At 70.6% G+C, this 21,779-nt stretch carries 22 protein-coding genes; 9 read left to right on the forward strand and 13 right to left on the reverse strand.

What is annotated here, in order from left to right:
• Positions 1-1,683 (reverse strand): urocanate hydratase, encoded by a 1,683-nt coding sequence (gene hutU, locus ACT3T9_RS05770; protein WP_442332051.1) that lies wholly within the window; start codon positions 1,681-1,683, stop codon positions 1-3.
• Between the two features lie 278 nt (positions 1,684-1,961).
• Here hutU and ACT3T9_RS05775 point away from each other — a divergent pair, with 278 nt between their 5' ends.
• A complete protein-coding gene (locus tag ACT3T9_RS05775; protein WP_441446162.1) occupies positions 1,962-2,249 on the forward strand; it encodes a hypothetical protein in 288 nt (95 codons plus the stop codon).
• A gap of 86 nt (positions 2,250-2,335) precedes the next feature.
• Here the strand turns inward: ACT3T9_RS05775 and ACT3T9_RS05780 are convergent, their stop codons facing one another.
• The gene (locus ACT3T9_RS05780) at positions 2,336-3,121 is read right to left on the reverse strand and encodes an IclR family transcriptional regulator (protein WP_441446163.1); all 786 of its coding nucleotides are present in this window, start codon (positions 3,119-3,121) and stop codon (positions 2,336-2,338) included.
• 37 nt (positions 3,122-3,158) lie between these two features.
• Positions 3,159-4,016, reverse strand: coding sequence for a formate/nitrite transporter family protein (locus tag ACT3T9_RS05785; RefSeq protein WP_441446164.1), 858 nt, complete (start codon positions 4,014-4,016; stop codon positions 3,159-3,161).
• A 178-nt stretch (positions 4,017-4,194) separates the two neighbouring features.
• On the opposite strand from ACT3T9_RS05785, the gene hutG reads away from it, so the two are divergent.
• On the forward strand, positions 4,195-5,298 hold the full coding sequence (gene hutG, locus ACT3T9_RS05790; protein WP_442332050.1) for a formimidoylglutamase: 1,104 nt from the start codon (positions 4,195-4,197) through the stop codon (positions 5,296-5,298).
• A 177-nt stretch (positions 5,299-5,475) separates the two neighbouring features.
• On the opposite strand, the gene ACT3T9_RS05795 is transcribed toward hutG, so the two are convergent.
• On the reverse strand, positions 5,476-6,021 hold the full coding sequence (locus ACT3T9_RS05795; protein ID WP_444606157.1) for a GNAT family N-acetyltransferase: 546 nt from the start codon (positions 6,019-6,021) through the stop codon (positions 5,476-5,478).
• A 251-nt stretch (positions 6,022-6,272) separates the two neighbouring features.
• Positions 6,273-7,199 (reverse strand): sulfite exporter TauE/SafE family protein, encoded by a 927-nt coding sequence (locus ACT3T9_RS05800; RefSeq protein WP_442332048.1) that lies wholly within the window; start codon positions 7,197-7,199, stop codon positions 6,273-6,275.
• 192 nt (positions 7,200-7,391) lie between these two features.
• Here ACT3T9_RS05800 and ACT3T9_RS05805 point away from each other — a divergent pair, with 192 nt between their 5' ends.
• From ACT3T9_RS05805 to ACT3T9_RS05815, 3 genes are all read left to right on the forward strand, one after another.
• Positions 7,392-8,540, forward strand: a complete 1,149-nt coding sequence (locus ACT3T9_RS05805) for a phosphotransferase family protein (RefSeq protein ID WP_441446168.1) — start codon at positions 7,392-7,394, stop codon at positions 8,538-8,540.
• Positions 8,541-8,646: 106 nt separating this feature from the next.
• Positions 8,647-9,435, forward strand: coding sequence for a fructosamine kinase family protein (locus ACT3T9_RS05810; RefSeq protein WP_444606133.1), 789 nt, complete (start codon positions 8,647-8,649; stop codon positions 9,433-9,435).
• Positions 9,436-9,564: 129 nt separating this feature from the next.
• Positions 9,565-11,127, forward strand: coding sequence for a DUF4232 domain-containing protein (locus ACT3T9_RS05815; protein WP_444606134.1), 1,563 nt, complete (start codon positions 9,565-9,567; stop codon positions 11,125-11,127).
• 11 nt (positions 11,128-11,138) lie between these two features.
• On the opposite strand, the gene ACT3T9_RS05820 is transcribed toward ACT3T9_RS05815, so the two are convergent.
• Positions 11,139-12,569, reverse strand: coding sequence for a hypothetical protein (locus tag ACT3T9_RS05820; RefSeq protein WP_442332046.1), 1,431 nt, complete (start codon positions 12,567-12,569; stop codon positions 11,139-11,141).
• A gap of 146 nt (positions 12,570-12,715) precedes the next feature.
• On the opposite strand from ACT3T9_RS05820, the gene ACT3T9_RS05825 reads away from it, so the two are divergent.
• On the forward strand, positions 12,716-13,249 hold the full coding sequence (locus ACT3T9_RS05825; protein WP_441446172.1) for a hypothetical protein: 534 nt from the start codon (positions 12,716-12,718) through the stop codon (positions 13,247-13,249).
• Between the two features lie 130 nt (positions 13,250-13,379).
• Here ACT3T9_RS05825 and gdhA read toward each other — a convergent pair whose 3' ends face one another.
• On the reverse strand, positions 13,380-14,723 hold the full coding sequence (gene gdhA / locus ACT3T9_RS05830) for an NADP-specific glutamate dehydrogenase (protein WP_441446173.1): 1,344 nt from the start codon (positions 14,721-14,723) through the stop codon (positions 13,380-13,382).
• A 290-nt stretch (positions 14,724-15,013) separates the two neighbouring features.
• Positions 15,014-15,445: a hypothetical protein gene (locus tag ACT3T9_RS05835; protein ID WP_444606135.1), complete on the reverse strand. Its 432-nt coding sequence runs from the start codon at positions 15,443-15,445 to the stop codon at positions 15,014-15,016.
• A 53-nt stretch (positions 15,446-15,498) separates the two neighbouring features.
• Between ACT3T9_RS05835 and ACT3T9_RS05840 the strand changes: the two genes are divergently transcribed.
• Positions 15,499-16,554, forward strand: a complete 1,056-nt coding sequence (locus ACT3T9_RS05840; RefSeq protein ID WP_345075768.1) for a WXG100 family type VII secretion target — start codon at positions 15,499-15,501, stop codon at positions 16,552-16,554.
• Between the two features lie 25 nt (positions 16,555-16,579).
• A complete protein-coding gene (locus ACT3T9_RS05845; protein WP_441444500.1) occupies positions 16,580-17,446 on the forward strand; it encodes a hypothetical protein in 867 nt (288 codons plus the stop codon).
• A gap of 91 nt (positions 17,447-17,537) precedes the next feature.
• On the opposite strand, the gene ACT3T9_RS05850 is transcribed toward ACT3T9_RS05845, so the two are convergent.
• From ACT3T9_RS05850 to ACT3T9_RS05860, 3 genes are all read right to left on the reverse strand, one after another.
• Complete coding sequence (locus ACT3T9_RS05850; protein ID WP_345075771.1) at positions 17,538-17,744, reverse strand: helix-turn-helix transcriptional regulator; 207 nt, start codon at positions 17,742-17,744, stop codon at positions 17,538-17,540.
• A 12-nt stretch (positions 17,745-17,756) separates the two neighbouring features.
• Positions 17,757-18,164 (reverse strand): hypothetical protein, encoded by a 408-nt coding sequence (locus ACT3T9_RS05855; RefSeq protein WP_345075772.1) that lies wholly within the window; start codon positions 18,162-18,164, stop codon positions 17,757-17,759.
• Between the two features lie 145 nt (positions 18,165-18,309).
• Complete coding sequence (locus ACT3T9_RS05860; protein WP_444502146.1) at positions 18,310-19,050, reverse strand: glycerophosphodiester phosphodiesterase; 741 nt, start codon at positions 19,048-19,050, stop codon at positions 18,310-18,312.
• Between the two features lie 335 nt (positions 19,051-19,385).
• On the opposite strand from ACT3T9_RS05860, the gene ACT3T9_RS05865 reads away from it, so the two are divergent.
• Positions 19,386-19,982, forward strand: coding sequence for a hypothetical protein (locus ACT3T9_RS05865; protein ID WP_444502826.1), 597 nt, complete (start codon positions 19,386-19,388; stop codon positions 19,980-19,982).
• Between the two features lie 72 nt (positions 19,983-20,054).
• Here the strand turns inward: ACT3T9_RS05865 and ACT3T9_RS05870 are convergent, their stop codons facing one another.
• On the reverse strand, positions 20,055-20,816 hold the full coding sequence (locus ACT3T9_RS05870; RefSeq protein WP_444606136.1) for a glycerophosphodiester phosphodiesterase: 762 nt from the start codon (positions 20,814-20,816) through the stop codon (positions 20,055-20,057).
• Positions 20,817-20,923: 107 nt separating this feature from the next.
• A complete protein-coding gene (locus ACT3T9_RS05875) occupies positions 20,924-21,682 on the reverse strand; it encodes a glycerophosphodiester phosphodiesterase (protein ID WP_444502828.1) in 759 nt (252 codons plus the stop codon).
• Positions 21,683-21,779 lie beyond the last annotated feature (97 nt).

Here is a 21,779-nt window from a genome sequence, read left to right on the forward strand (position 1 = left end):
TCAGTCCCTGCGCACGGGGGTCATCGGGACGCGGACGCCGCGCTCGTGGGCGACGTCGTCGGCCCGGGAGTAGCCAGCGTCGACGTGGCGGAGCACGCCCATGGCGGGGTCATTGGTCAGCAGGCGCTCGAGCTTCTGGCGGGCGAGGTCCGTGCCGTCGGCGAGGCCCACCTGGCCGGCGTGGATCGAGCGGCCGATGCCGACACCGCCGCCGTGGTGGATCGAGACCCAGGTCGCGCCCGAGGAGGTGGCGGTGAGGGCGTTCAGCAGAGGCCAGTCGGCGATCGCGTCGGAGCCGTCGAGCATGGCTTCGGTCTCGCGATACGGGGAGGCGACGGAGCCGGAGTCGAGGTGGTCGCGGCCGATGACGATCGGGGCTTTGACCTTGCCGTCGCGCACCAGGTCGTTGAAGAGCATGCCGGCCTTGTGCCGTTCGCCGTAGCCGAGCCAGCAGATGCGGGCGGGCAGGCCCTCGAACTCGACGAACTCGTTCGCCGCGTCGAGCCAGCGGTGCAGGTGCTCGTTCTCAGGGAAGAGCTCCTTGAGCGCGGCGTCGGTGACCTTGATGTCCTCGGGATCGCCGGATAGCGCCACCCAGCGGAACGGGCCGAGCCCCTCGCAGAACAGGGGGCGGATGTAGGCGGGGACGAAGCCGGGGAACTCGAAGGCGCGGTCGTAGCCGGCGTGGCGGGCCTCGTCGCGGATCGAGTTGCCGTAGTCGAACACCTCGGCGCCGGCATCCTGGAACCCGACCATGGCCTGCACCTGACGGGCCATGGACTCGCGGGACTTCTTGGTGAAGCCCTCCTCGTCGGCCTCCGACTCCGCCTTCCAATCCTCGACGGTGACCTCGAGCGGCAGGTAGCTCAGCGGGTCGTGGGCGGAGGTCTGGTCGGTGACGATGTCGATCTGCAGGTCGCCCGCCTGATGGCGCTCGAGCAGAGCCGGGAAGACCTCGGCGGCGTTGCCGACGATGCCGATCGAGAGGCCCTTCTGCTCGGCCTTGGCGGCGTTGGCACGCGCGATCGCGTCATCGAGGTCGTCGGCGATCTCGTGGCAGTAACGCTTGGCGACACGGCGCTCGAGCCGGGTGCGGTCCACGTCCACGATCAGGCAGACGCCGTCGTTGAGGGTCACGGCGAGGGGCTGGGCGCCGCCCATGCCGCCGCAGCCGCCGGTGAGGGTGATGGTGCCGGCCAGGGTGCCGCCGAAACGCTTCTGGGCGATCGCCGCGAAGGTCTCGAAAGTGCCCTGGAGGATGCCCTGGGTGGCGATGTAGATCCAGGAACCGGCGGTCATCTGGCCGTACATCATCAGACCCTCGGCTTCGAGCTTGCGGAACTCGGGCCAGTTCGCCCAGTCGCCGACGAGGTTGGAGTTGGCCAGCAGCACGCGCGGGGCCCACTCGTGGGTGCGCAGCACGCCGACGGGCTTGCCGGACTGGACCAGCAGGGTCTCGTCATCCTCGAGGTCCTTGAGGGTTTCGACGATCGCGTCGAAGGCCTCCCAGGAGCGGGCGGCGCGTCCGGTGCCGCCGTAGACGACCAGGTCGTCGGGGCGCTCGGCGACCTCGGGGTCGAGGTTGTTCATGAGCATCCGCAGCGGGGCTTCGGTCTGCCAGGACTTCGCGCTGAGGGTCGTGCCGCGGGCGGCACGGACGGGGCGGGCTCCGGGGAGGGTCATCGTTGGCTCCTGGGGTCGAGGGCTGCTCGGGGGTTCCGCGCTGCGGGGTGTTCGGTACAGGACACCACCGCCGACGGGAGGGGTCGAGGGCCTTCGCGCCGCTTGTGTCCGGCATGCCGGACAAGTGACCGACAGGGCGCCGCGCTCTGGCTGGCCTTGCCGGTCTCGCGATCGCGGTGCTCGTGACGGGGTGCGCTGGGCAGCCGCCAGGAGGGTCAACGACGTTCGAGATCCCCACTTTCACGTGGGAAGAAGGTGACGGCGGCGATGCTGCCGTCGTGAGCGGCGACTTTGTCATCGACGACGAAGGCTGCACCTTCTTGGGCGCGGCCATAACTGTGGGCGTCCTCTTCCCCACCGCAATCGGAGTCACCCGAGAAGACGGCACTCGCTACGTCGTTCATGATCGCACCGGCGAAGTCTTCGCGGCCGAGGGCGACACCGTCATGTATAGCGGTAGCTACTCCACGACGGTGAGCGCCTGGAATGATGCCTGCAGCTCGACACCCACCGAGGTCGCGACGGTTCACGATGCCCCTAAGAGTGGCCCGCTCGACCGTCCTTGAACTGCCTGGCAGCCCACATGCGGGCCTCTGCGGCTCCACGGCCTCGAAGCCGCTGGCGGCGTCATCGCCTTCAGCGCTCGGGACGGCTATACACCAACGACCGAGCGCCGCCCGCCGAGCCTGCGGGTGATCTCCTCGGCCGCTGCGCGCACCGCGGCCGTGCACCGATCACGCACCTCCACGGGGGTCCGTGACTCCTCGAAGGTGATCGCCACCGCGGCGGCGGGCCAGCCGGCATGGTCGTGCACGACCGCCGCCACTGAGGCGAGCTCCTCGGTGACCTCCCCGGTCTCGTGGGCGACCCCATCGGCCCGCACCCGGGTGAGGAGCTCGCGCAGGTCCTTGGGGCTCTCCGGTCCCGGCACCGTGGTGCGGGAGGTGAAGTCGTCCCGCGTGCCGAACAGGGCGCGCAGCTGGGCGGGCGGGAGCTCGGCGAGGATCGCGCGGCCGCTCGCGGTGAGGTGGGCGGAGATCCGCACACCGACGTCGGTGACCAGGCTGGGTCGGCTCCGGGCCCGCTCCTCGATCACGTAGAGCACGTCGCGGCCGTGCAGCACCGCGAGGTGGCCCGACTCGCCGACCTCGTCGACCATTGCCTCGATCACGCGGCGGCCGATCCTCGCCAGCGGCTCCTGGCGCAGGTAGGCACCGGAGAGCACCTGCGCGGCGGGCCCCAGCCCGTACAGCCGCTCCTGCTCCAGATGCATCACGTAGCCATGCTCCACGAGGGTGGTCAGCAGGTCGTAGGTGCGCGAGCGGGGCAGGGCGAGCTGCGCGGCGAGCTGCGCGGCCGGGACCGGGGAACTGCGGGAGGCGAGGAAGGTCAGCAGACGCAGCGTCGCGTCGGCCGCTGGGACTTTCGGTGGTGCCATGATCCGCAAGGATGCCACTCCCTGGGCTCCTCCGGGCTCAGTCCGCCACGGAACCTCCCGTCGCGGCGCGCTGCGAGGCGCGCTCCTCCGTGACGAGCTCCCAGGTGCGCACCAGGCGCGGGAGCGTGAGCATCACCAGGCCGCCGGCCATGTTCAGCGGGATCACCCAGGCGAACCAGATCAGCCACTCGAGGTAGGTGGCCTCGGCGCCTGCGTGCATCGCCCCGAAGATCACCGCCGAGCTCAGCGCCCCGTGGAGCATGCCCAGTCCCACCACCAGCAGCCCCGAGATGAGTGAGTTCGCGAGTGTCGCAATACCCGCGCTCGAGCCCTGGTTCATGCGGGCGACCAAGGTGATCGTGAATCCGGCGAGCACTGCGAGGGCGGCCGTCTCCAGGGTCAGACCCTTCTCCATGTAGCTCGTGCTCGCCTCGATCAGCTCATCGTCGAACCGAGGAAAAGCTGCCACCACGACCCAGGTGAACGCCCAGCCCCCGGCGAGGTTGGTGATCAGGGTCGTCACCCACAGCCGCAGCAGCTGCCACCAGGTCCCGTGCCCGGCAGCGATGGCATTGATCGGGACCAGGAAGTCCTCGGTGAACAGCTCCGAGTGCGCGAGCCGCAGTGCATAGAGGCCGATGCCGAAGGCGAGGCCGCCCAGCAGCTTCGACCCCGTCGCATCCAGCACTGCGAGCATCGCCAGCAGCCCCAGGCCCACATCGATCCCGCCGAACAGCCCGGTGATCACCAACGCCCGCCAGGTGCGGTTCAGGCGGTTCGCACCCTCCGTGACCGTGTTCTCGAACTCCTCGGCCAGGGCGTCCTCGACGGGCTCGTCGCTGCTGCCGAGCCGCCGTCGTTCCTGCGCCGCGCCGTGCCGCTCTCGCTGGGTCATCGTCTCTCCCTCGATCAGATCGGCAAGGATCGTGCTGGTGGTGCACCGGGATGCGCAGGACCGTCGGTCGGCGTTGTCCGGTGGGCCGGACCCAGTCTCGTGCTCTGGCAGGTCGTTCACCCAGGCCGGGTGCCATGATGGGCGAACCTACTCCCTGGTGCGCAGACGAGGAGCCCCGATGACGAACTCTCCCGACGCTGACAGCGCCTGGTCCGGCCGGAATGACGGCAACGGCCCCCAGCACGCCCGCTGGCACCAGGTGGTCCGCAGCGTCGCCGGTCCCGGAGCGGCGGATGCCGCCTCCGCTCACATCGCGCTGCTCGGCTTCCGCTCCGACGAGGGGGTGCGCCGCAACCGCGGCCGAGTCGGAGCGGCCGACGGGCCTGCCGCGCTGCGCCGCGCCCTGTCACCGCTGGCCCTGCACGGGCCCCTCGCCCGCGGCGAGATGGGCCTGCACGACCTCGGCGATGCCGAGACGATCGGCGAGGACCTCGAGGGTGGGCAGGCCGCGGCCGCGGCCCTCACCGCGCAGGGCTTGGACCGTCCCGGCTCCCGGCTGACGGTGGTGCTCGGGGGCGGGCACGAGACGGCCTGGTCCTCGTACAACGGTCTGGTCAGCTCTGAGATCGGGCCCAGCGCGGGACAGCGCTGGGGAGTGCTGAACCTCGATGCCCACTTCGACCTGCGCGAGGAGCCTCGCCCCACCTCCGGCACCCCCTTCGCGCAGATGGCGGCGGCCGAGCAGGCTGCCGGCCGTGAGCTGGCCTACGCGGTGCTCGGGATCGCCGAGCCGTCCAACACGGGAGCGCTGTTCGCCAGGGCCGAGCAGCTCGGCGTGCAGTGGTGGACCGATGAGCAGTGCCTCGCTGCGGGAGCCGAGGGGATCGCGCGCTTCGTCGAGGGGTTCGCCGCTGACCTGGACGTGCTCTACCTGACCATCGACCTGGACGTGCTGCCCGCGGCCGTGGCCCCGGGGGTCTCGGCGCCGGCTGCCTACGGGGTGCCGTTGCCGCTGATCGCTGCGGCCGTGCGCGCCGCCGCCAGCAGCGGGAAGCTCGCCCTGCTCGACGTGGTGGAGCTGAACCCCTCCCTGGACATCGACGGGCGCACCGCCCGCGCCGCAGCTCGACTGATCAACGACGCGGTGCGCACCGTCGCCGCTCCCACCACCGGCCCCGGCCCCGGCACCGGCACCGGCTCCGGCCCTGGCACCGGCACCGGCACCACCCCCGGTTCCGGCACCGGCCCCGGCTCCGGCCCTGCCGTCGAGTACTGGCGCTAGAGAGCACGCTCTGGTCATATATCCGGAGCGTGCTCTCTGTCGCCCGTACTCGACATGCCAGCTGGGCCACGAGGCGGATCAGGTCAGGCGAGACTGAATGCGGCGGGGCTGGGTGAGGTGGGGGCGGGTCAGGCCGGAGCCAGGCGGGGCTGAGTGCGGCGGGGGCCGGGACGCGGATCAGGCGGAGCCCGGGGCGGTTGGCTGCCAGTGCGGTTCGATCAGCTGGAACAGGCGACAGTCCGCCCAGTCACCGCCGAGCCGGAGATAGTCCTTCGCCAGGCCGTACTCGGTGAAGCCGCAGTACTCGAGCACGCGCACCGAGGCCTCGTTGCCGACCTTCACCTCGGCCTGGAGCCGGTGCAGGCCCAGGCCGCCGAAGGCCACGGCGATCGCGCTCTGCACCGCGTGGGTGGCGACGCCGCGGCCGGTGACGTCCGTGTCGACCCAGTAGCCGAGCGAGGCCGACTCGAAGGCCCCGCGGATGATGGTCGAGAGGTTGAGGCGGCCCACGATCCTCGTCGCCCCCTTGTCCTCGAGCCGGATGGTGAACGGGAGACCGCCGCCTGCCTCCCGGTCGGCCACGGCGTGGGCGATCGCCGTGCGCTGCCCGGCCTCGGTGAACCATCCCTCCGCCCGGGCCGGAGCACCGGCCATCAGCTGCTCGCGATTGCGGGTCTCGAGTTCCGCGAGCACCGGGGCGTCCTCCACGGCGAGCAGGGTCAGCGTGACCTGATGAGGGAAGACGGGCGGTCGCTGCGCGGGTGAGCGCGGGTGCGGCGCGGGGTGGCGGACGCTGAGGCGTCCGGCGCTGAGGTGGCGGACGTTGAGCTGTCGGGCGCTGAGGTGGCGGGCGCGGAGCTGTCGGGCGCGGAGCTGTCGGGCGCGGAGCTGTCGGGCATGCGCCCAGTATCCGCCTCGACAGCTGGGCCTCGCGCGCTTCCCCGCCGGCCCGGCTCAGCCCAGCTCAGACTTGCTCAGCCCAGCAGCAGGGTCTGCACGAGGGTCACTGCGGCCACGCCGCCGAGCAGCACCGAGAACAGCAGCGTGAGCGTGGAGGGGCGGGCCTTCGCCGAGAGCGGGCCACCGAGGATCCCTCCCACCGCGGAGCCGGCGGCGAAGATCAGGGTGATCGTCCAATCGATCTGGACGTCCGTGCCGAGCCTGGCCAGCAGGCTCGTCGCTGTCGCGATGATCATCACCAGCAGGCTGGTCCCGGAGGCGTGGCGCATCGCCAGGCCCAGCGCGATGACCAGCATCGGCACCACGATGAACCCGCCGCCCACGCCGAAGAAGCCGGTCAGGAAGCCGGTGAGGGTCGCGGCGGCGATCACCACCAGCGTCCGGGGCGCAGGGGCCGGGGCGGGCAGCAGTGGCAGTTCGGGCTCGCCGTGGTGGTGATGGATGCCGTCCGCGGTCTCGACGGTGTCCGGGCCGGGCTGGTCCAGCACCGGATCGTCGTGGACCGCCACCGGCTCGTCGGTCTCGCGCGCACCGTGTGAGCCATGAGCAGCGGCCTCATCACGCTCAGCACGGCGGGTGCGCAGCGCGCGCCGCAGCATCGCGATCGCGACGCCCACCAGCATCACCCCGAACAGGGTGAGCAGCACCTGTGCAGGCACCAGCGCCGACAGCCGGGAGCCGACGACCGCACCCACCACCGAGACCCCCGCGAACACCAGCCCGTTCTTCCATTCCACGTTCCCGTGCCGGGCATGGTGCGGGAGGCTGAAGAGCGCGGTGATCAGCACGATGATCAGGCTCGATGCGGTCGCGGCATGGGTCGGCATGCCCAGCAGGAAGACCAGCACCGGCACTGCGAGGATGCCGCCACCGGCACCAAGCGCCCCCACCACGATCCCCACGCCGACGCCCACGACGATGGCGAGCAGGGCGAGTTCCATGGGCGGTGTCCTTGCAGGAGACGGAGCGGCGGGCCGACGGGCCCGGACGGCGAAGCCCCCGGCGGCCAGGCAGCCGGGCCAGGCGGGCCCTCCCGGGCCCTCGGGGGTGCCTGACCATGCTAAACCGCGCGCATCTCCGGTGAGACTCCTCCGCCGCCGGTAGGATCAGAGCACCGACCACGAGGAGCCCCGATGGTCCCCCACCAGGGAGAACCACCCTCCACACCGCTGGATCCCGCCTCCGCCGCGATGGGCGAGCTGCTGGCGGAGGTCTGGCGCGAGGGCACACTGGTGCTGCCCCTGCGAGAGGACGCCTCCCCCGTGCGGCTGCCCGGGCTGCACAAGTCGGTGCTGCCGGCGTCGCTGTCGGGGCAGGCCCGGGTCACGCTCGCGGGCGTCGGCGAGCGCTTCGCCGCCTGGCGGGTCATCCCGCAGCAGAACGCACCGGTGATCGTGAGGATTCCGCACGTCACCTCCGCGGAGCTGCATCAGGATCTGGCCTATGAGATCGCGGCGCTGACCCTGCTGCCCGCTGAGGTGGGCCCGGAACCCATCGCCGTCCACGATGATCCCGCGACCAGCCCGATCGGCCATCCGTATGTGGTGACCTCCGAGATCCCGGGGATCGCCGCCTCGCCGACGACCTGGACCGGCGCGCATCTGCAGGCTCATGCCGCGCATCTCGCGCAGCTTCATGCCGTGCCCGCCCCGGGCCGCGGGCCGGTGTCGCTGGGGGCGGACCCCTGGGCGGCGGTGACCCCGGGGCCGCAGCCGCTGCTGCCCGAGGTCGAGGCGGAGTTCGAGTCCTGGCAGCAGTCCCATGGCGCAGCGATCCAGGAGCACGTGCTCGGCCCCCTGCTTGAGGCCTCGCGCGCGGAGGTCGCCGCCGTCGACGACGAGATCGCACAGCTGGACGGGTACGTGCTGGCCCACGGTGATCTCTGCTCGACGAACATCCTCTGGCACGGCAGCGACCCGGTCACCGGCGCACCACGGGTGCAGTACATCGACTTCGAGTGGGCGCAGGGCGACGATCCTGCCCGGGACCTCGCGATTCTCGGCGGCGCCGTGCACGGCGGGCCCTGGTACGTGCCGCTGGCCGAGGAGCAGGTCGACCGCTTCGTGCGGGCTTATGTGCAGGCCCGCGGCGAGCGCGGAGAGCTGCCCGCCTCAGTGTCCGATGTGGCTTCCCTGCGCCGGCGGATGCGGGCCTGGACCGCCTACGAGCGCAGCGCGATGCTGGTGCATGTCGCCTCCCGCGCCTCGACCCGCTCCATGCATGCACGGGTGCTGCCGACGCTGCGGCGCACCCTCGCGGCGACACTGGGAATCAGCGTCTGAGGAGTGGTGCGTCGGACCCGCACCGGTGACCGCTCGCGATGCCGCCACAGTGCCTCGCGACACCCCGGGTGGCGCTTTCGGTGGGGGCTCTGCGTACGGTGGGCCCATGAATGACTTCGTGAAGCATGCCGAGAGCGCCCCCAAGGGCTATGTGGCGGCCGAGGCCGCTGGACTGCGCTGGCTCGCAGAGCCCCAGGTGGTGCCGGTCGTCGAAGTGCTCGCGGAGGAAAAGAACGCCCTGCACCTGGAGCGGTTGGACTCTGTCCCGCCCACCCCCGAGGCTGCCCGCGAGCTGGGCCGCGGGCTCGCCCGCCTGCACGATGCCGGCGCGGAGGCCTTCGGCTGGGCCCCCGCCGATCCCGCCTACTTCGGCCCCCTTGAGAGCCCCTTCGCGGTCGAGACCGCACCACGCACAGATTTCGTCGAGTTCTGGGCCGAGGACCGCCTGCGCCCGCTCGCCGACTCAGTCACCCGCGTGCTCGGCGCCGACGGCCACGACACCGTCGATGAAGCCATCGATCTGATCGCCGACGGCGCCTTCGACGGCATCAGCGGGCAGGGCACCGAGGAGCCGTCCCGAGTTCACGGCGACCTGTGGTCGGGCAATCTGCTGTGGACCGCCGACGGCGCGACCCTCATCGACCCCGCTGCCCACGGCGGCCACCGGCTCGAGGACCTCGCGATGCTGTCCCTGTTCGATGCGCCGCACCTCGAGGAGATCTTCGAGGGCTACGTCGCCGAGCACCCGCTGCCCCGCGGCTGGGAGCAGGACCTCCCCGCCCACCTGTTCTTCGGGCTGCTGGCCCATGTGAAGCTGTTCGGCGAGGCGTACGTGGATCAGACCGTCGCGATGGCCGAGGCGGTCATCGCCCGAGCGGAGCAGCTGGGCTTCTGAGCTCTGGGGCACGCTGCCGGAGGTGAACGGTCCGCCCCCGGGGCTGCGGCGGTGGAGGGTCCGTGTGCGAGAGGTGCAGGTCCTGGTGGCCGGCCAGAAGGCCGGCTGTTCCTCGGATAGCTTGCGAACGTGCCCCGACCGCTCCCTCCACGCCCCGCACACGCTGTGCGCCGCACCGCTGCGTCCCACCCTGCCGCGGTCGGAATCCTCGCCACCGTGCTGATGCTCACGGGGTTCGCGGTGCTGCTCGTGATCGGGGTCTGGGCGAGCCGTCTCGGTGATTCCCCGGCCTGGGCTTTCGACTGCAACGACACCACCTGCACTGATCTGTGGATCGACGCCCGACGCCACTACCTCGCCGTCACCGCCGCGGCCGGGATCGCCTCGCTCATCGGTTGGTTCCTCGCTGGGCACCTGGTCTCTGCCCGGCCGGTGCCGGCCGAGGCCGGCTTAGCCGAGCGCTCGGCTCCTTCACCTGTTCCTTCACCTGCGCGGCCATCGCGGCGGCATCGTGCGGCGCGGTTCGGCCGCCTGGTCGGGGTGCTGCTCCTGGCCGCTGCCCTGCTCACCGCTGCCGGATGGGTCGCGATCGCCGCCTCGAGGCCGCTCGGTCTCGCAGTGGCGGGCATCGCAGCCGCCGTCGCCGTTCTCGGAGCGTGGCGATGGATGCGTCCCGGTGCCGCCTCTGATCGCGGGGCGTACTGGCTGGCGAGCATCGGCGTGGGGGCCCCGTTGGTGGCACTCGGACTGTTCGCCCTGCATCCCATGGTGTTCCTGGGGAGTGTCCTGGTGGTGGGCACTCCCCTGCTGGGGGTTCCGGCGCTGTGCACGCTGCTCGCGACCGGGATCACCGTCGCGGGCCGGCTGCTCCCCCGGCAGGCAGCTGCCGAGGTCACCGCCATGCGCTCTGCTGAGCAGAGGAGCAGCGGTTCGGAACCGTCGCCCCCCGTTCCCACCGCGCGCCGGATCAGCATGCCTCTCGCCATCACCGCGATCTTGACGCTCGGGGTGTTCGCCGCCTGGCCGGTCGACGCCCCCGCCGCAGATGCCTGGCAGTATTCCGACCCTGCCGCCGGCGTGACCCCGGGTGGGGACCCGGGATCCGAATCGCCGATGGCGAGCGGCAGCGCCGGGGACGATGGTCCTGGCAGCGGAGGCCCCGCACCGGAGAAGTCCCCGAACGCTGGGATCCCCGCCGCTCCCGCCGTGGAGGCCGCCGGCCTCCCTGCTTGCGATCCCGAGTCGCTGCAGGTCGTGGCCGGGGGCTGGGATGGGTGGACCGGCAACTCGGCGGCGACGCTCACCGCGACGAACGTCGGCGACGAGGCCTGCGCGCTGCGCGGCGTCCCGGAGCTGACCCTCGAACAGGGTGCCGAGCAGATCGACCTGCGCCCGGAACCGCTCACCCACCTCGAGGCTGCCGTGCAGCCGGAGGGTGGCGTCGGGCTCGTCCCTGGAGGCACCGCGAGCTCGGGTCTGTACTGGCCCGACTATCGCACCGCGGCCGATCAGGAGACTCCGCAGACGCTGAGCATCCGCCTCGACTCGGGCGGGGCGCCGCTGCCCGTCGAGCTCGCCGCGTCCGACGGCAGCGATCCCAGCCCCGCCCCCTTCGACCTGAAAGCCGGAGTGGAGGGCGGGGCCGTGATCGAGATCGGCGCATGGGAGCTGGCGCTGAGCTCAGCGGGCTGAGGAGCGCCGGGTCAGTGGTCGTGACCCTCGTGGTCGCCGCCCTCGTGGTGGTGGTCTTCATGGCCACCAGCGTCGCTCGCCTCGCCGCCCTCCTGCTCGTGGCCCTCGTGCTCGTCCGCTCCGGGCGAGATCTCGTACTCGCCGGACGCGGTACCGGTGGTCACCTGGATCTCGTGCGGCACCACGGGCAGCTCCAGCTCGCGGTAGATCTCGCCGCTTTTGACGTCGACCATCGTGAGCTTCTGCGCTGCGGGGTCGACGACGAAGGCGGTGCCGTCGGCCACGGCCAGCATGGGCCCGGCCTCCTGCCAGTTCTCCGGCTCGCTCCATTCGCCCGTCACGGGGACCTCGTGGAGCATCTCGCCGGTCTCGGGATCCAGGATGTTCAGCTCGCCATCGGCGGTGAGCACCAGGGCCTCGCCGTGAGGACCGCGGTCCAGGGAGCGGAACCAGTACTCCGAGCCCAGGTCCACGATCTGCTGGGTGTTGTCACTGGTGTCGATCAGGGCGATCTCGGTGGGGTGCTCGGCACCGCCCTCGGGATCGGCCTCGACCTTGTGATCGGCGAGCACGATCGACGAGTCCTCGTGACCCTTCTGGTTGCCGGAGCGCTGGAAGTCGCCGTCGATCGCGACCTTGTGGAACTCCCCGTCGCGGTAGACCACGGAGCCGTTCTCGCAGCCCAGGCTGATCACGTCGCCGGATTCCGTGGGCTTCGCAGAGGCTTCGCCGTGCACGCCGGGGCAGTCGTCGGTCTCGGCGGTGACGTTCCCGTCGGCGTCGAGCGCCTGCACCGTGTGGCGCTCGTCCTCGGTGCCCTGGGTGACGATCAGGCCCCCGTCGGAGAGCGGCACCGCGACGCCGTGGTGCGGTGCCTCGGTGCTGGTCTCCTCGAGGATCCCGAGGTCGCCGTCGACCAGCGCGGTGGGGTCGATGAGGGTGATGTCGCCGGTGCCGTCGGCGAACAGGGCGGTGCGGTCCCCGTGGGAGACCACGTGGCCGGGCATCGGCGCCGGGATGGACAGGTCGGTGAGAGCAGGATCCTGGACGTAGTAATGGAAGTGGTCGCCGTGGCCCTGGGCGAGCAGGCCGGTGTCGTACATGGTGATGGTGCCGGAGGCGCTGACGGCGACGTGGCGGCCATCCCCGGCGGGGTTCAGCCGGGCGTAGCCCGTGACGTCGGTGCTGCCGACGGTGCTGCCGTCGGAGGAGTCGATCGTGGTCACGCCGCCGTCGTGGGCGAGAACGATGCGCGGGGAGAGGGCGCCCACCTCGGTGCGATCGGTCGCCGGCGCCGCCTCTCCGCCGGCCGCGCCGCCGTCGGACGCCCCGCCGCCGGCCCCGTCCTCTCCTCCGCCGGCCATCCCGCCGCAGGCGGAGAGTGCGAGCATCCCGGCGCTGAGGAGCACGACGGCACGACGCTTCATGACAATGGTTCTCATCTGAATCATAGGCAGGACAGTAGCAGTTCCTGAGAACTGTTCTCAGCAACGGCGGAGTGCCCCGGGTCACATCCGGCAGGTATTCTGTGCGGGGCGATGGGGGTCGCCTGCCAGCAGCTCGTACGACATGCTCGAGGGGAGCGCACATGGGACGACGCGATGCGACGACGGCGCCGCAGCAGGCCTGCCCGGGCGGCGATCGACGATGCCTTCGACGGGGCAGCGCGCGGCCCCTCCGCCTGGCGGCAGCGGCCGCGGCGGTCCTGATGCTGACCAGCTGCTATCTGCTGGACCCTGACCTGCTGCCCGAGGGCACGGACGAGGTGTCGATCGAGGTCGGCGAGACGGCCCAGGTGGCCCTCGGCGACTGGTCGCCGGGCGTGGGCGACGACTGGGGCGCGGTCCCCGCCGCGGAGGGCGTCTCGAGGGAGAACGGCAGGGTGGATGACGGCGTCGTCATGGCCCGCGTGCTCATGAACAGCGAGGTGTTCGGCGTGCCGGAGCGCCGGGACACCGGCGGGACCGGCGGAGAGTTCCCCTACGCCGTCGAGCTCACCGGACTCGCGCCCGGCACCTCGACCGTACGGATCGTGCACTGCTACCGCACCGAGATCGCTGAGGACTGCGACCAGGGGCCCCGCGACATCGACCCGATCGAGCTCACCGTGACGGTCACCTGACGCCTCGGCCCGCACCTCGGCAGCCGAATGCGAATGCGCGCCGCGCTTCCACGAGTGGAGGCACAGCGCGCATTCGCGTCAGGCACAGGCCAGGCCCGGGCGGTTCGGCCCGGATCAGCTCAGGGTCGGCTCAGATCACGCCGAAGGCGATCATCGCGTCGGCCACCTTGCGGAAGCCTGCGACATTGGCGCCCAGTGCGTAGTCGCCGGGGCGGCCGAACTCATCGGCGGTCTCCAGGCAGGTGGCGTGGATGCCCTTCATGATCTGGGTGAGGCGCTGCTCGGTGTGCTCGAAGCTCCACGCGTCGCGGCTCGCATTCTGCTGCATCTCCAGAGCGGAGGTGGCAACACCACCGGCGTTCGCCGCCTTGCCGGGACCGAAGGCCACATCGGCCGCACGGAACACGCTGACAGCTTCCGGCGTGGAGGGCATGTTCGCGCCCTCGGAGACGGCCAGCACGCCGTTCTTGACCAGGGTGCGGGCGGCGTCGACATCGAGCTCGTTCTGGGTGGCGCTCGGCAGAGCGATGTCCACCGGGACGTCCCAGACGCTGCCGCCGGCGACGAAGCGAGCACCGTTGCCGCGGCGCTCCGCGTACTCGGTGATGCGACCGCGCTCCACCTCCTTGACCTGCTGGAGCAGCTCGAGGTCGATGCCGTTCTCGTCGACCACATAGCCGGAGGAGTCGGAGGCGGTGACGGGGATGCCGCCGAGCTGCTTGGCCTTCTCGATCGCGTAGAGCGCGACATTGCCCGAGCCGGAGACGGAGACGCGGCGGCCGTCGAAGGAGGAGCCGCGGGCCTTGAGCATCTCGTCGGCGAAGATGGCCGCACCGTAGCCGGTGGCCTCCTTGCGCACGAGGGACCCGCCCCAGTCCAGGCCCTTGCCGGTGAGCACGCCCGCCTCGTAGCGGTTGGTCAGGCGCTTGTACTGACCGAAGAGGTAGCCGATCTCGCGCGGGCCCACGCCGATGTCGCCGGCGGGGACGTCGGTGTACTCGCCCATGTGGCGGTGCAGCTCGGTCATGAAGGACTGGCAGAAGCGCATCACCTCGCCGTCGCTGCGGCCGGCCGGATTGAAGTCGGATCCGCCCTTGCCGCCGCCGATGGGCAGGCCGGTCAGGGAGTTCTTGAAGATCTGCTCGAAGCCGAGGAACTTCACGATCCCGAGGTTCACCGACGGATGGAACCGCAGGCCACCCTTGTACGGGCCCAGCGCGGAGTTGTACTCGACGCGGAAACCGCGATTGACCTGCACAACGCCCTGGTCATCGACCCAGGGGACACGGAAGATGATCTGGCGCTCAGGCTCGCTCAGGCGCATCAGGATGCCATGATCCTGATACTCGGGGTGCCGGGACTGGACGACCTCCAGCGACTCGAACACCTCCCGGACTGCCTGGTGGAACTCGGGTTCGCCGGGGTTGCGGCGGAGCACCTGGTCAAATGTGTCCTGGAGCGTCGAGTCGAGCATCGCGGTCCTTTCAGGGGGCCCGGGGGCCCCCGATTTCACGGGGGCTCCGCGGAAGCGGAGGTCACGGCGTCGCCCAGGGTACGCGGCGTCGCCCAGAAGTCGCACTGGACGTTCGATGCGTGAACATGCAGACGACTGTCATGGCCATGCACCTGGGAAAACAGCTCCGGGAGGCTTGTCGCGCAGGTCACAGCAAAGCGTCCGGACATGGGGGCGGATACCCGGACAGCATCGCCCGGTCCCGACATATGCATCGACAGGCATAGGTACTTGCTTGGCGGGTGCTGGGTTCAGTGGCGGGAGGCGGAGCGGCCTCCACCGGCGACGAGGCGGTTGACCCCGTCGACGAAGCCCTGAGCCACCGCCTCATCCTTGGAGACGTTCTGGCGGGTCCGGAGGGAGGAACCATCACGCAGAAGGATCCGCACGTGTCCCGCCACCGTGCCGGAAGCGCAGTCGGCCCCCCGGACCTCCGCAGCCTGCACCTCGCGCAGCACCCTCCACCTCAGACCCCGACGCAGGTGGAGCGCCCTTCGATCGGTGACCAGCAGCAGGGGGTCCACCCAGGTCCACCCCTCCCCCTCGAACGCGAACAGCACGATCTCTCCCGACTGCAGGAAGCGCCGCGCGAACGATGCCCAGCCGGCGGCCGGAACCGGCCGTTCGTATCCCGGCTGGAGAGCCCGGAGCAGAGATTGCAGGGATTCATCCGTGGTCATCACGCCGCAAGTCTACGACCGGCACCCCTCCCTCCGACCCCGCGAGGAGAGGTCCCATGGGGACCTCTCCCCATCGCGCAGCCGCCCCGGAGGACCTAGTGTGCGAGCTGTTCACGACACGACGGGGGTTCATGATGACCGGGTTCTTCGGGGCGGATACCGAGCAGCTGCGTTCACACGCGCAGCTGCTGAAAGAGCGAGTGGGCTCGCTCGAAGACCTGCGCGCTCGCCTCGAGCCGCTGGTGATGGACGCTTCTTCCTGGGTGGGCACCGATGCCGATGCCTTCCGGGAGCAGTGGTCCGGACGGACCGCCCCCCGGTTCGACCAGCTGGGCGACTCGCTGTCGCGGCACAGCAGAGACCTCGACACCCACGCTGAGGAGCAGGACGAGGCCTCCGAGGCGACCGACCACAGCATCCTCGATCTGCTCAAGGACACGCTGTTCGGGGTCGGGAAAGGCGTCATCGACGCAGCCAAGAACATCGTCCTGGGTGGGAAGAAGATCTGGGACGTCCTGTCGAACATGAAGAAGAACCCGGAGAAGGTTCTCGAGAAGCTTCGCGGGCTGAAGGGCAAGGCATACGATGCGTTCCTCAAGAAGCTCGGGATGTTCGACGGGCTCATGAAGAAGGCCCCCTGGCTCACGAAGTTCGGCAAGGTCGCCGGCAAGTTCCTGCCCGGCCTGGATATCCTCGCCGGTGGCTGGCAGATGATCGATTCGATCAAGAAGGGCGACACCTTCCATGCCATCACCGGCGGAATCACCGCCGTCGGCGGCATCCTCATCACCGCCGGGACGATCTGCGATATGACCGGCGTGGGCGCCGTGGTCGGCGTTCCGCTCCAGGTGATCGGCGGCGTACTGGTGGGCGGCGCGATGGCGGCGGACGGCATCAAGTGGGTGGTCGACAACTGGGATCAGGTCAAGGACTTCGGTGGCGATGTCGTCGACGGGGCGAAGGACCTGTGGAACAACACGTCTGAGGTCATCAGCGACACGTGGAACGATGGAGTGGATGCCGCCAAGGATGCCGTCTCCGACGTCGCAGACACCGTCTCCGACAAGGTCGGCGATGTCGCCGACGGCCTGAAGAACGCCTTCACCTGGTGACCACCCCTCTCGGCAGGAGCCCGCGATGACCACCCCCACCACCGATGCACTCCCCAGCTCGCCGCTCGTCGTCACTGAGCGAGACCTGGCGGGAGCACTGGCGATCCTCGAGCGCGCCGATCAGGACCCGGACATCCTGATGGTGCTCTCCGACGAGGAGCTCCTCGCCCTGGACGGGGAGGCCTCGCTGCGCATCCTCGGCAGCCCCTATCTCGACCAGGAGCAGGTGCACCGTGAGACCGCGGGCGCCACAGCGATGCGCGGGCTCATCGCACGGCGCCTGGTGAACCCGACCGACCAGGCCCGCGAGGAGGAAGGGGATCTTCTGATCGGCGAGGGCGAACCGAGTGATCGGCTGATCCAGCTTGAGCTCGGTCTCGCCGGAATCCTCACCCTGCGGCGCACCCCGGAGGCGCTGCTGACGATCGAGCGCGTCGCTTCCCAGGTACGCACCACCCTTGGCCTGCACTTCTTCCCGGGAGGGGTGCTCGAGGAGTTCGTCGCGGCCGACGGCTTCCACCATTTCTGCGTTCCCACCCTCGCCTCGCTGCCCTCCCGACTGGCAGCGTTCGTGGACCCGCACGGCAGCGCCGGTGACGACGGAGATGTTCAGGAGATGACCGTCGCTGCAGTGACGTCGCTGGAGGGCCTCGAAGACACCCGTGCCCTGTCCACGCTCACCTCGGTGAATGATCAGGGAGCACGTCGCGCGACCGTCTTCACGCTCGCCGACCGCGTGCGCGTGGTCGACAACGGCACCGAGGACCCTGCCGGCACACAGCCGGGCGATCTGCTCGCGATCAGCGATGTCTCCGCCTCCGCTCTGGAGCAGATCATCGAGTCGCTGCTGCCCGCCGGATCGGGATCCGACGAGGAGTCCACCGACTCCTGACGGAGCGAGGCATCGCGCGCACAGATCACCCCGACCGTGGCAGGCACGGCCGGGGTGATCTGTGTGCTGCGGCCCGTTCGGAACGAACCGGTCAGGAGGGCTCAGCTTCGTCGGGCGTGAAGATCTCCTCGATCGGGGACTCGAAGAGGGCGGCGAGCTTGAACGCGAGCGGAAGGGACGGGTCGTACTTGTCGTTCTCGATGGCGATCACCGTCTGCCGGGAGACGCCGAGGGCCTTGCCGAGCTCGGCCTGGGACCAGCGTCGCTCAGCGCGGCGGGCTTTGAGATCGTTGCGCATCACTGCCCCCTCTCAGCGGTAGCGGACGGAGGAGACGAAGGTGCCCACGAGCCACGAGAACATCAGGATCGCGAAGGCGAAGATCCAGTTCACCGAGGGCAGCAGGAAGTACTGCAGGAAGCCGACGGCGAGGATCAGGCCGGTGGAGATCACGAACGCGAGCATCACGGCCTCGGCGATCTTGCGACGCTCGAACTCGTCACCGCTCCGGTACATCTCGACGTTCGCCCACGCCATGAGGGCGATGGCGGGCAGCACCAGGAGCGCGGGGATCCAGGCGGGGAAGCCTGTGTCCTGGACGAGAAAGGAGAGGAAGAGGCCGGCGAGGAAAAGGACCATGCCCGCGGTGAAGCGGACGGCGAAGGCGCGGTTGGCGCGGGCACGGGCGGGGGCGGCGGGGGTGCGGGTCGTGGTGTTCATGCCCCAAATGTAAGGGGGCCTTGACATGCAAGTCAAGCTACCTTGACTCAAAATGTCAAAGCTTCTTGACTTAACAGGTCAAGCACCATTGACGCACCATACGGGGCCCTCCGACCTGGGTGTTGCCGCGAACTCCCGCGGTCACTCACCCCAGGCGGACGTCGAGCTCCCGCTGCGCCCAGGCCGGGTCGTCCGTGGTGATCGTGTCCACGCCGCACGCCAGAGCGACGTCGAGCTGCACGGCGGTGTTGACCGTCCAGGGGTTCAGGGCCAGCCCTGCCTCGTGCACGACCTCGGCGGCGCGAAGGCTGAGCCCAGCGATGCCAGGCCCGATGCCCGCCGCGCCGAGCTCGCGCGCGGTGGTGATCGCCTGCTCGTCGATCTGGCCGACCAGATAGGAGACGGCGACGTCCGCGCCGCGGCGGATCTCCGCGAGCGCATCGGCGTGGAACGAGATCACGGTGGAGGCGGCAGCCGGGGACCCGGCAGGCAGCGCGCACAGCAGCTCGGCGACCGCCGCCGCCGCCGCGGCGACCTTGACCTCGATGAAGACGGGGACCGTGGTCATCTCCAGCAGCTCCGCGAGGGAGGGCACACGCTCCCCCTCCCCCAGCAGCACGGTGTCCAGCTCCGCACGGGTGAGCTCGCCGATCGCACCGGTGCGCAGCGGCGAGTCCTCGGCGGCGGTGCGGTCGATGGTCTCGTCGTGCATCACCACCACCTGGCCGTCGGCGCTCAGGTGCACATCGCACTCGAGCAGCTCGGCGCCATCCTCGATCGCCCTCCGGAAGGCGAGCAGGGTGTTCTCAGGGGCATGGGCGGAGGCGCCGCGGTGGCCCACGATCGCGGGTCGCTGCGGCAGAGAGGGGACGGACTGCGGGGTCATGACACTCCTGGGAGATGGGAATCGACGAGCGGGGCGAGCAGTATGGAACGGGACGGAACGGGATGGAGCTGCACGTTACGGAAGCGGACTGAACGACCGAGACGAACAGAACCAACGGGACGGGAACGAACGGGACGGAAGCGGGAACGAACGTGAAGAACGCGGACAGGCAAGAGCCGGCGGCGCCGCAGCGTCGTCGAGAGCGCATGCGGGCTGAACCCTGGACCCCCAGGATGACCTGCGCCACACTGTTCCCCTGCACTCCGACACGGGGTGCGATGCCCGTCGGACCGGGCGGGCGCCAACCGGGTCCAGCACCCGGGAAGGGGATCCCGATGACCAGTAACGGATACGAGAGCACACGCACCGCAGCGCGCACCGGCCCAGGGGGTCGATCGCGTGCATCCCGCACAGTGCGAGGGCGAGGGGGCCGACCGCTCCTGGCACCACTCGCGGGAATCGCCGCCGCGGCGGCCCTCATCACCGGGTGCGGAGGCGCCGGCACCGAGGAGCCGGCCGGGGACCCCGGCGCAGGGACGACCGAGGCCGCTCCGACCTCCGAGCAGAAGTCGGATCCCGGACAGGCCCCGAGCGACGGAGGCGGCGAGGCCAGCGATGACCCTGACGAGGGCGGCCAGGACAACGACGAGGCGATGGGCGAGAACCTCTTCGAGGGGACCTGGGGCTTCGGACATGACACCAAGGTGCTCAGCGCCGAGGAGCTCGCCGCCCTGCTCGAGGAGGAGGCCGAGGCCCGCGGGCCGGAGGAGATGAGCCTCGACGTCCAGTGCGGTGACGGCGTGGACACCGGGGCCGCCGATTACGACGCCGAATGCATCGCCTACGCCGATGAGGGCGTCGAGCACCGCTGGCTGGTCACCGTCGGCCCCGCCGATGCCGGACTGGAGATCGAGGTCGAGAACGCGAGCTGATCCCTGCCGCCGTGCACCGCCGTGGGTGACACCAGCACCGGATCGAGCCGTCCACCACGTCGTCGGCACCGCTCAGAGGCTCTGCTGGTGCTCGACGATGCGGCGGGTGCGGGCGGGATCGTCGGCCCCGATCCACAGCATCTGCAGATCCACGGCCAGACGGATGTGCCGCTCCTCGCGCATTGCCCAGAGCAGCGGGGTGATCCCGGCATCGCGGATCTTCTCCAGATCGCCCTCGCGCAGCTCGGAGGCGCGGATGGCGAGGGTCTCCGCCTCGACCTCGGCCGCGTCGGCGAGCGCTTCGGGGGTGAGCCCCCGGCAGAGGTAGCCGCGGGGCACCTCCGGCGCCAGGCGATGCAGGGTGCGCAGCGCATCGATCCGGAAGGAGATGACCCGGGCCGGGGAGTCGAGCCCTCCCCAGTCCGACTCCTCATAGCGCTCCCGCAGGATCTCGGCCACCCGGGCGGCGGCCTCCACCGCCTTGATCTCCACCAGCACCGGGGCGTGGCGTGAGGGGTCGTGGGGCAGAGCGGCGGCCACGTCGAGAACCTGGGCGAGAGTCGGGATGTGCTCACCTTCGCCCACCAGCACCTCGTCGAGCTGGGCGCGGGTGAGGTCGGCGACCGCGCCGGTGCGCAACGGGGAATCCGGCTGCGCGGTGCGGTCCAGGGTCGCGTCGTGGATGATCACATCCTGCCCGTCGGCGCTGAGGTGCACATCGCACTCAAGCATGTCCGCGCCCTTCGCCAACCCGCGGCGGAAAGCCTGCAGGGTGTTCTCGGGGGCGAGATCAGCCGCCCCCCGGTGGCCGACGATCAGAAGCGTGGTGGGCACGGAGTGCTCCTCAGGGTGGGACGACGAGTGAGGCGACTGGCGAGGCGGCTGGTGAGGCGGCTGAACGGGGCCCGGGTCTGCCGCAGCAGCACCCGGGCCGGCCGAGGTCAGGCCGGGACGCGCTGCGCCATCAGCGCGAACGCCCAGGCGGGGTCGTCCACGGTGATCGTGTCGCAGCCGAGCTCGAGGGCGCGCTCGAGCTCCTCTTCGGCACGCGCGGTCCACAGGTTCAGCTTGGCGCCCAGCTCGGCGGCCCGCTCGACGTCGGCCTGACGGGCGTCGGCGATCCGCACTCCCACATGCGCGACCTGCAGGTCGCGGCAGGATTCCCACCACTCGGCGGAGGTGGCCGTGGTGGTGCGCATCAGCGGGATCTGCGGGGCGAGCTCGGCGGTGCGGCGCAGCGGCTCCTCATGGAAGGACAGCACGTAGGCGGGGGCGCCGGCTGGGTCCTGCCAGGCGGCCGCGTCGAAGTGCTGCAGCAGGATCTGCACCACGAGGTCCGCGGCGGCGGGGGCCTTGATCTCCACCAGCAGCGGCACCCGCGTGCCGTCCTCGCGCACCGCCGCATCGAGCACCTGGGAGAGGCGGGGGATGTGCTCGTCCTTGCCCACGAGCACCCGGTCCAGCTGGGCGCGGGTGAGGTCGGCGACCGCGCCGGTGCGCAGCGGGGAGTCCGGCTGCGCGGTGCGGTCCAGGGTCGCGTCGTGGATGATCACGTCCTGCCCGTCGGCGCTGAGGTGCACATCGCACTCGAGCCACTGGGAGCCCTCGGTGACTCCGCGCCGGAAGGACAGGATCGTGTTCTCGGGTTCCACGGCGGCGGCGCCGCGGTGGCCGACGATCTCGGGCTGCTGGGTGGTCATGGTCTGGTTCTCCTCGGTACGGGCTCACGGCCCTGGTCATTCATGGCCCGGGGGCCGCTGGCCGCGGCCCCGGGTGGCGTGCACCCGGGGCCGCGGA

This window comes from Brachybacterium sp. AOP29-B2-41 (assembly GCF_052378395.1).
Taxonomy (GTDB): Bacteria; Actinomycetota; Actinomycetes; order Actinomycetales; family Dermabacteraceae; genus Brachybacterium.

What these genes read in the sequence shown, in the direction of transcription:
- hutU (WP_442332051.1), bottom strand. Translation starts at nt 1,683, where the DNA reads ATGACCCTCCCCGGAGCCCGCCCCGTCCGTGCCGCCCGCGGCACGACC.
- ACT3T9_RS05780 (WP_441446163.1), bottom strand. Translation starts at nt 3,121, where the DNA reads ATGGCACCACCGAAAGTCCCAGCGGCCGACGCGACGCTGCGTCTGCTG.
- ACT3T9_RS05785 (WP_441446164.1), bottom strand. Translation starts at nt 4,016, where the DNA reads ATGACCCAGCGAGAGCGGCACGGCGCGGCGCAGGAACGACGGCGGCTC.
- hutG (WP_442332050.1), top strand. Translation starts at nt 4,195, where the DNA reads ATGACGAACTCTCCCGACGCTGACAGCGCCTGGTCCGGCCGGAATGAC.
- ACT3T9_RS05800 (WP_442332048.1), bottom strand. Translation starts at nt 7,199, where the DNA reads ATGGAACTCGCCCTGCTCGCCATCGTCGTGGGCGTCGGCGTGGGGATC.
- ACT3T9_RS05805 (WP_441446168.1), top strand. Translation starts at nt 7,392, where the DNA reads ATGGTCCCCCACCAGGGAGAACCACCCTCCACACCGCTGGATCCCGCC.
- ACT3T9_RS05810 (WP_444606133.1), top strand. Translation starts at nt 8,647, where the DNA reads ATGAATGACTTCGTGAAGCATGCCGAGAGCGCCCCCAAGGGCTATGTG.
- ACT3T9_RS05820 (WP_442332046.1), bottom strand. Translation starts at nt 12,569, where the DNA reads ATGAGAACCATTGTCATGAAGCGTCGTGCCGTCGTGCTCCTCAGCGCC.
- ACT3T9_RS05825 (WP_441446172.1), top strand. Translation starts at nt 12,716, where the DNA reads ATGGGACGACGCGATGCGACGACGGCGCCGCAGCAGGCCTGCCCGGGC.
- gdhA (WP_441446173.1), bottom strand. Translation starts at nt 14,723, where the DNA reads ATGCTCGACTCGACGCTCCAGGACACATTTGACCAGGTGCTCCGCCGC.
- ACT3T9_RS05840 (WP_345075768.1), top strand. Translation starts at nt 15,499, where the DNA reads ATGGGGACCTCTCCCCATCGCGCAGCCGCCCCGGAGGACCTAGTGTGC.
- ACT3T9_RS05845 (WP_441444500.1), top strand. Translation starts at nt 16,580, where the DNA reads ATGACCACCCCCACCACCGATGCACTCCCCAGCTCGCCGCTCGTCGTC.
- ACT3T9_RS05850 (WP_345075771.1), bottom strand. Translation starts at nt 17,744, where the DNA reads ATGCGCAACGATCTCAAAGCCCGCCGCGCTGAGCGACGCTGGTCCCAG.
- ACT3T9_RS05855 (WP_345075772.1), bottom strand. Translation starts at nt 18,164, where the DNA reads ATGAACACCACGACCCGCACCCCCGCCGCCCCCGCCCGTGCCCGCGCC.
- ACT3T9_RS05860 (WP_444502146.1), bottom strand. Translation starts at nt 19,050, where the DNA reads ATGACCCCGCAGTCCGTCCCCTCTCTGCCGCAGCGACCCGCGATCGTG.
- ACT3T9_RS05865 (WP_444502826.1), top strand. Translation starts at nt 19,386, where the DNA reads ATGACCAGTAACGGATACGAGAGCACACGCACCGCAGCGCGCACCGGC.
- ACT3T9_RS05875 (WP_444502828.1), bottom strand. Translation starts at nt 21,682, where the DNA reads ATGACCACCCAGCAGCCCGAGATCGTCGGCCACCGCGGCGCCGCCGCC.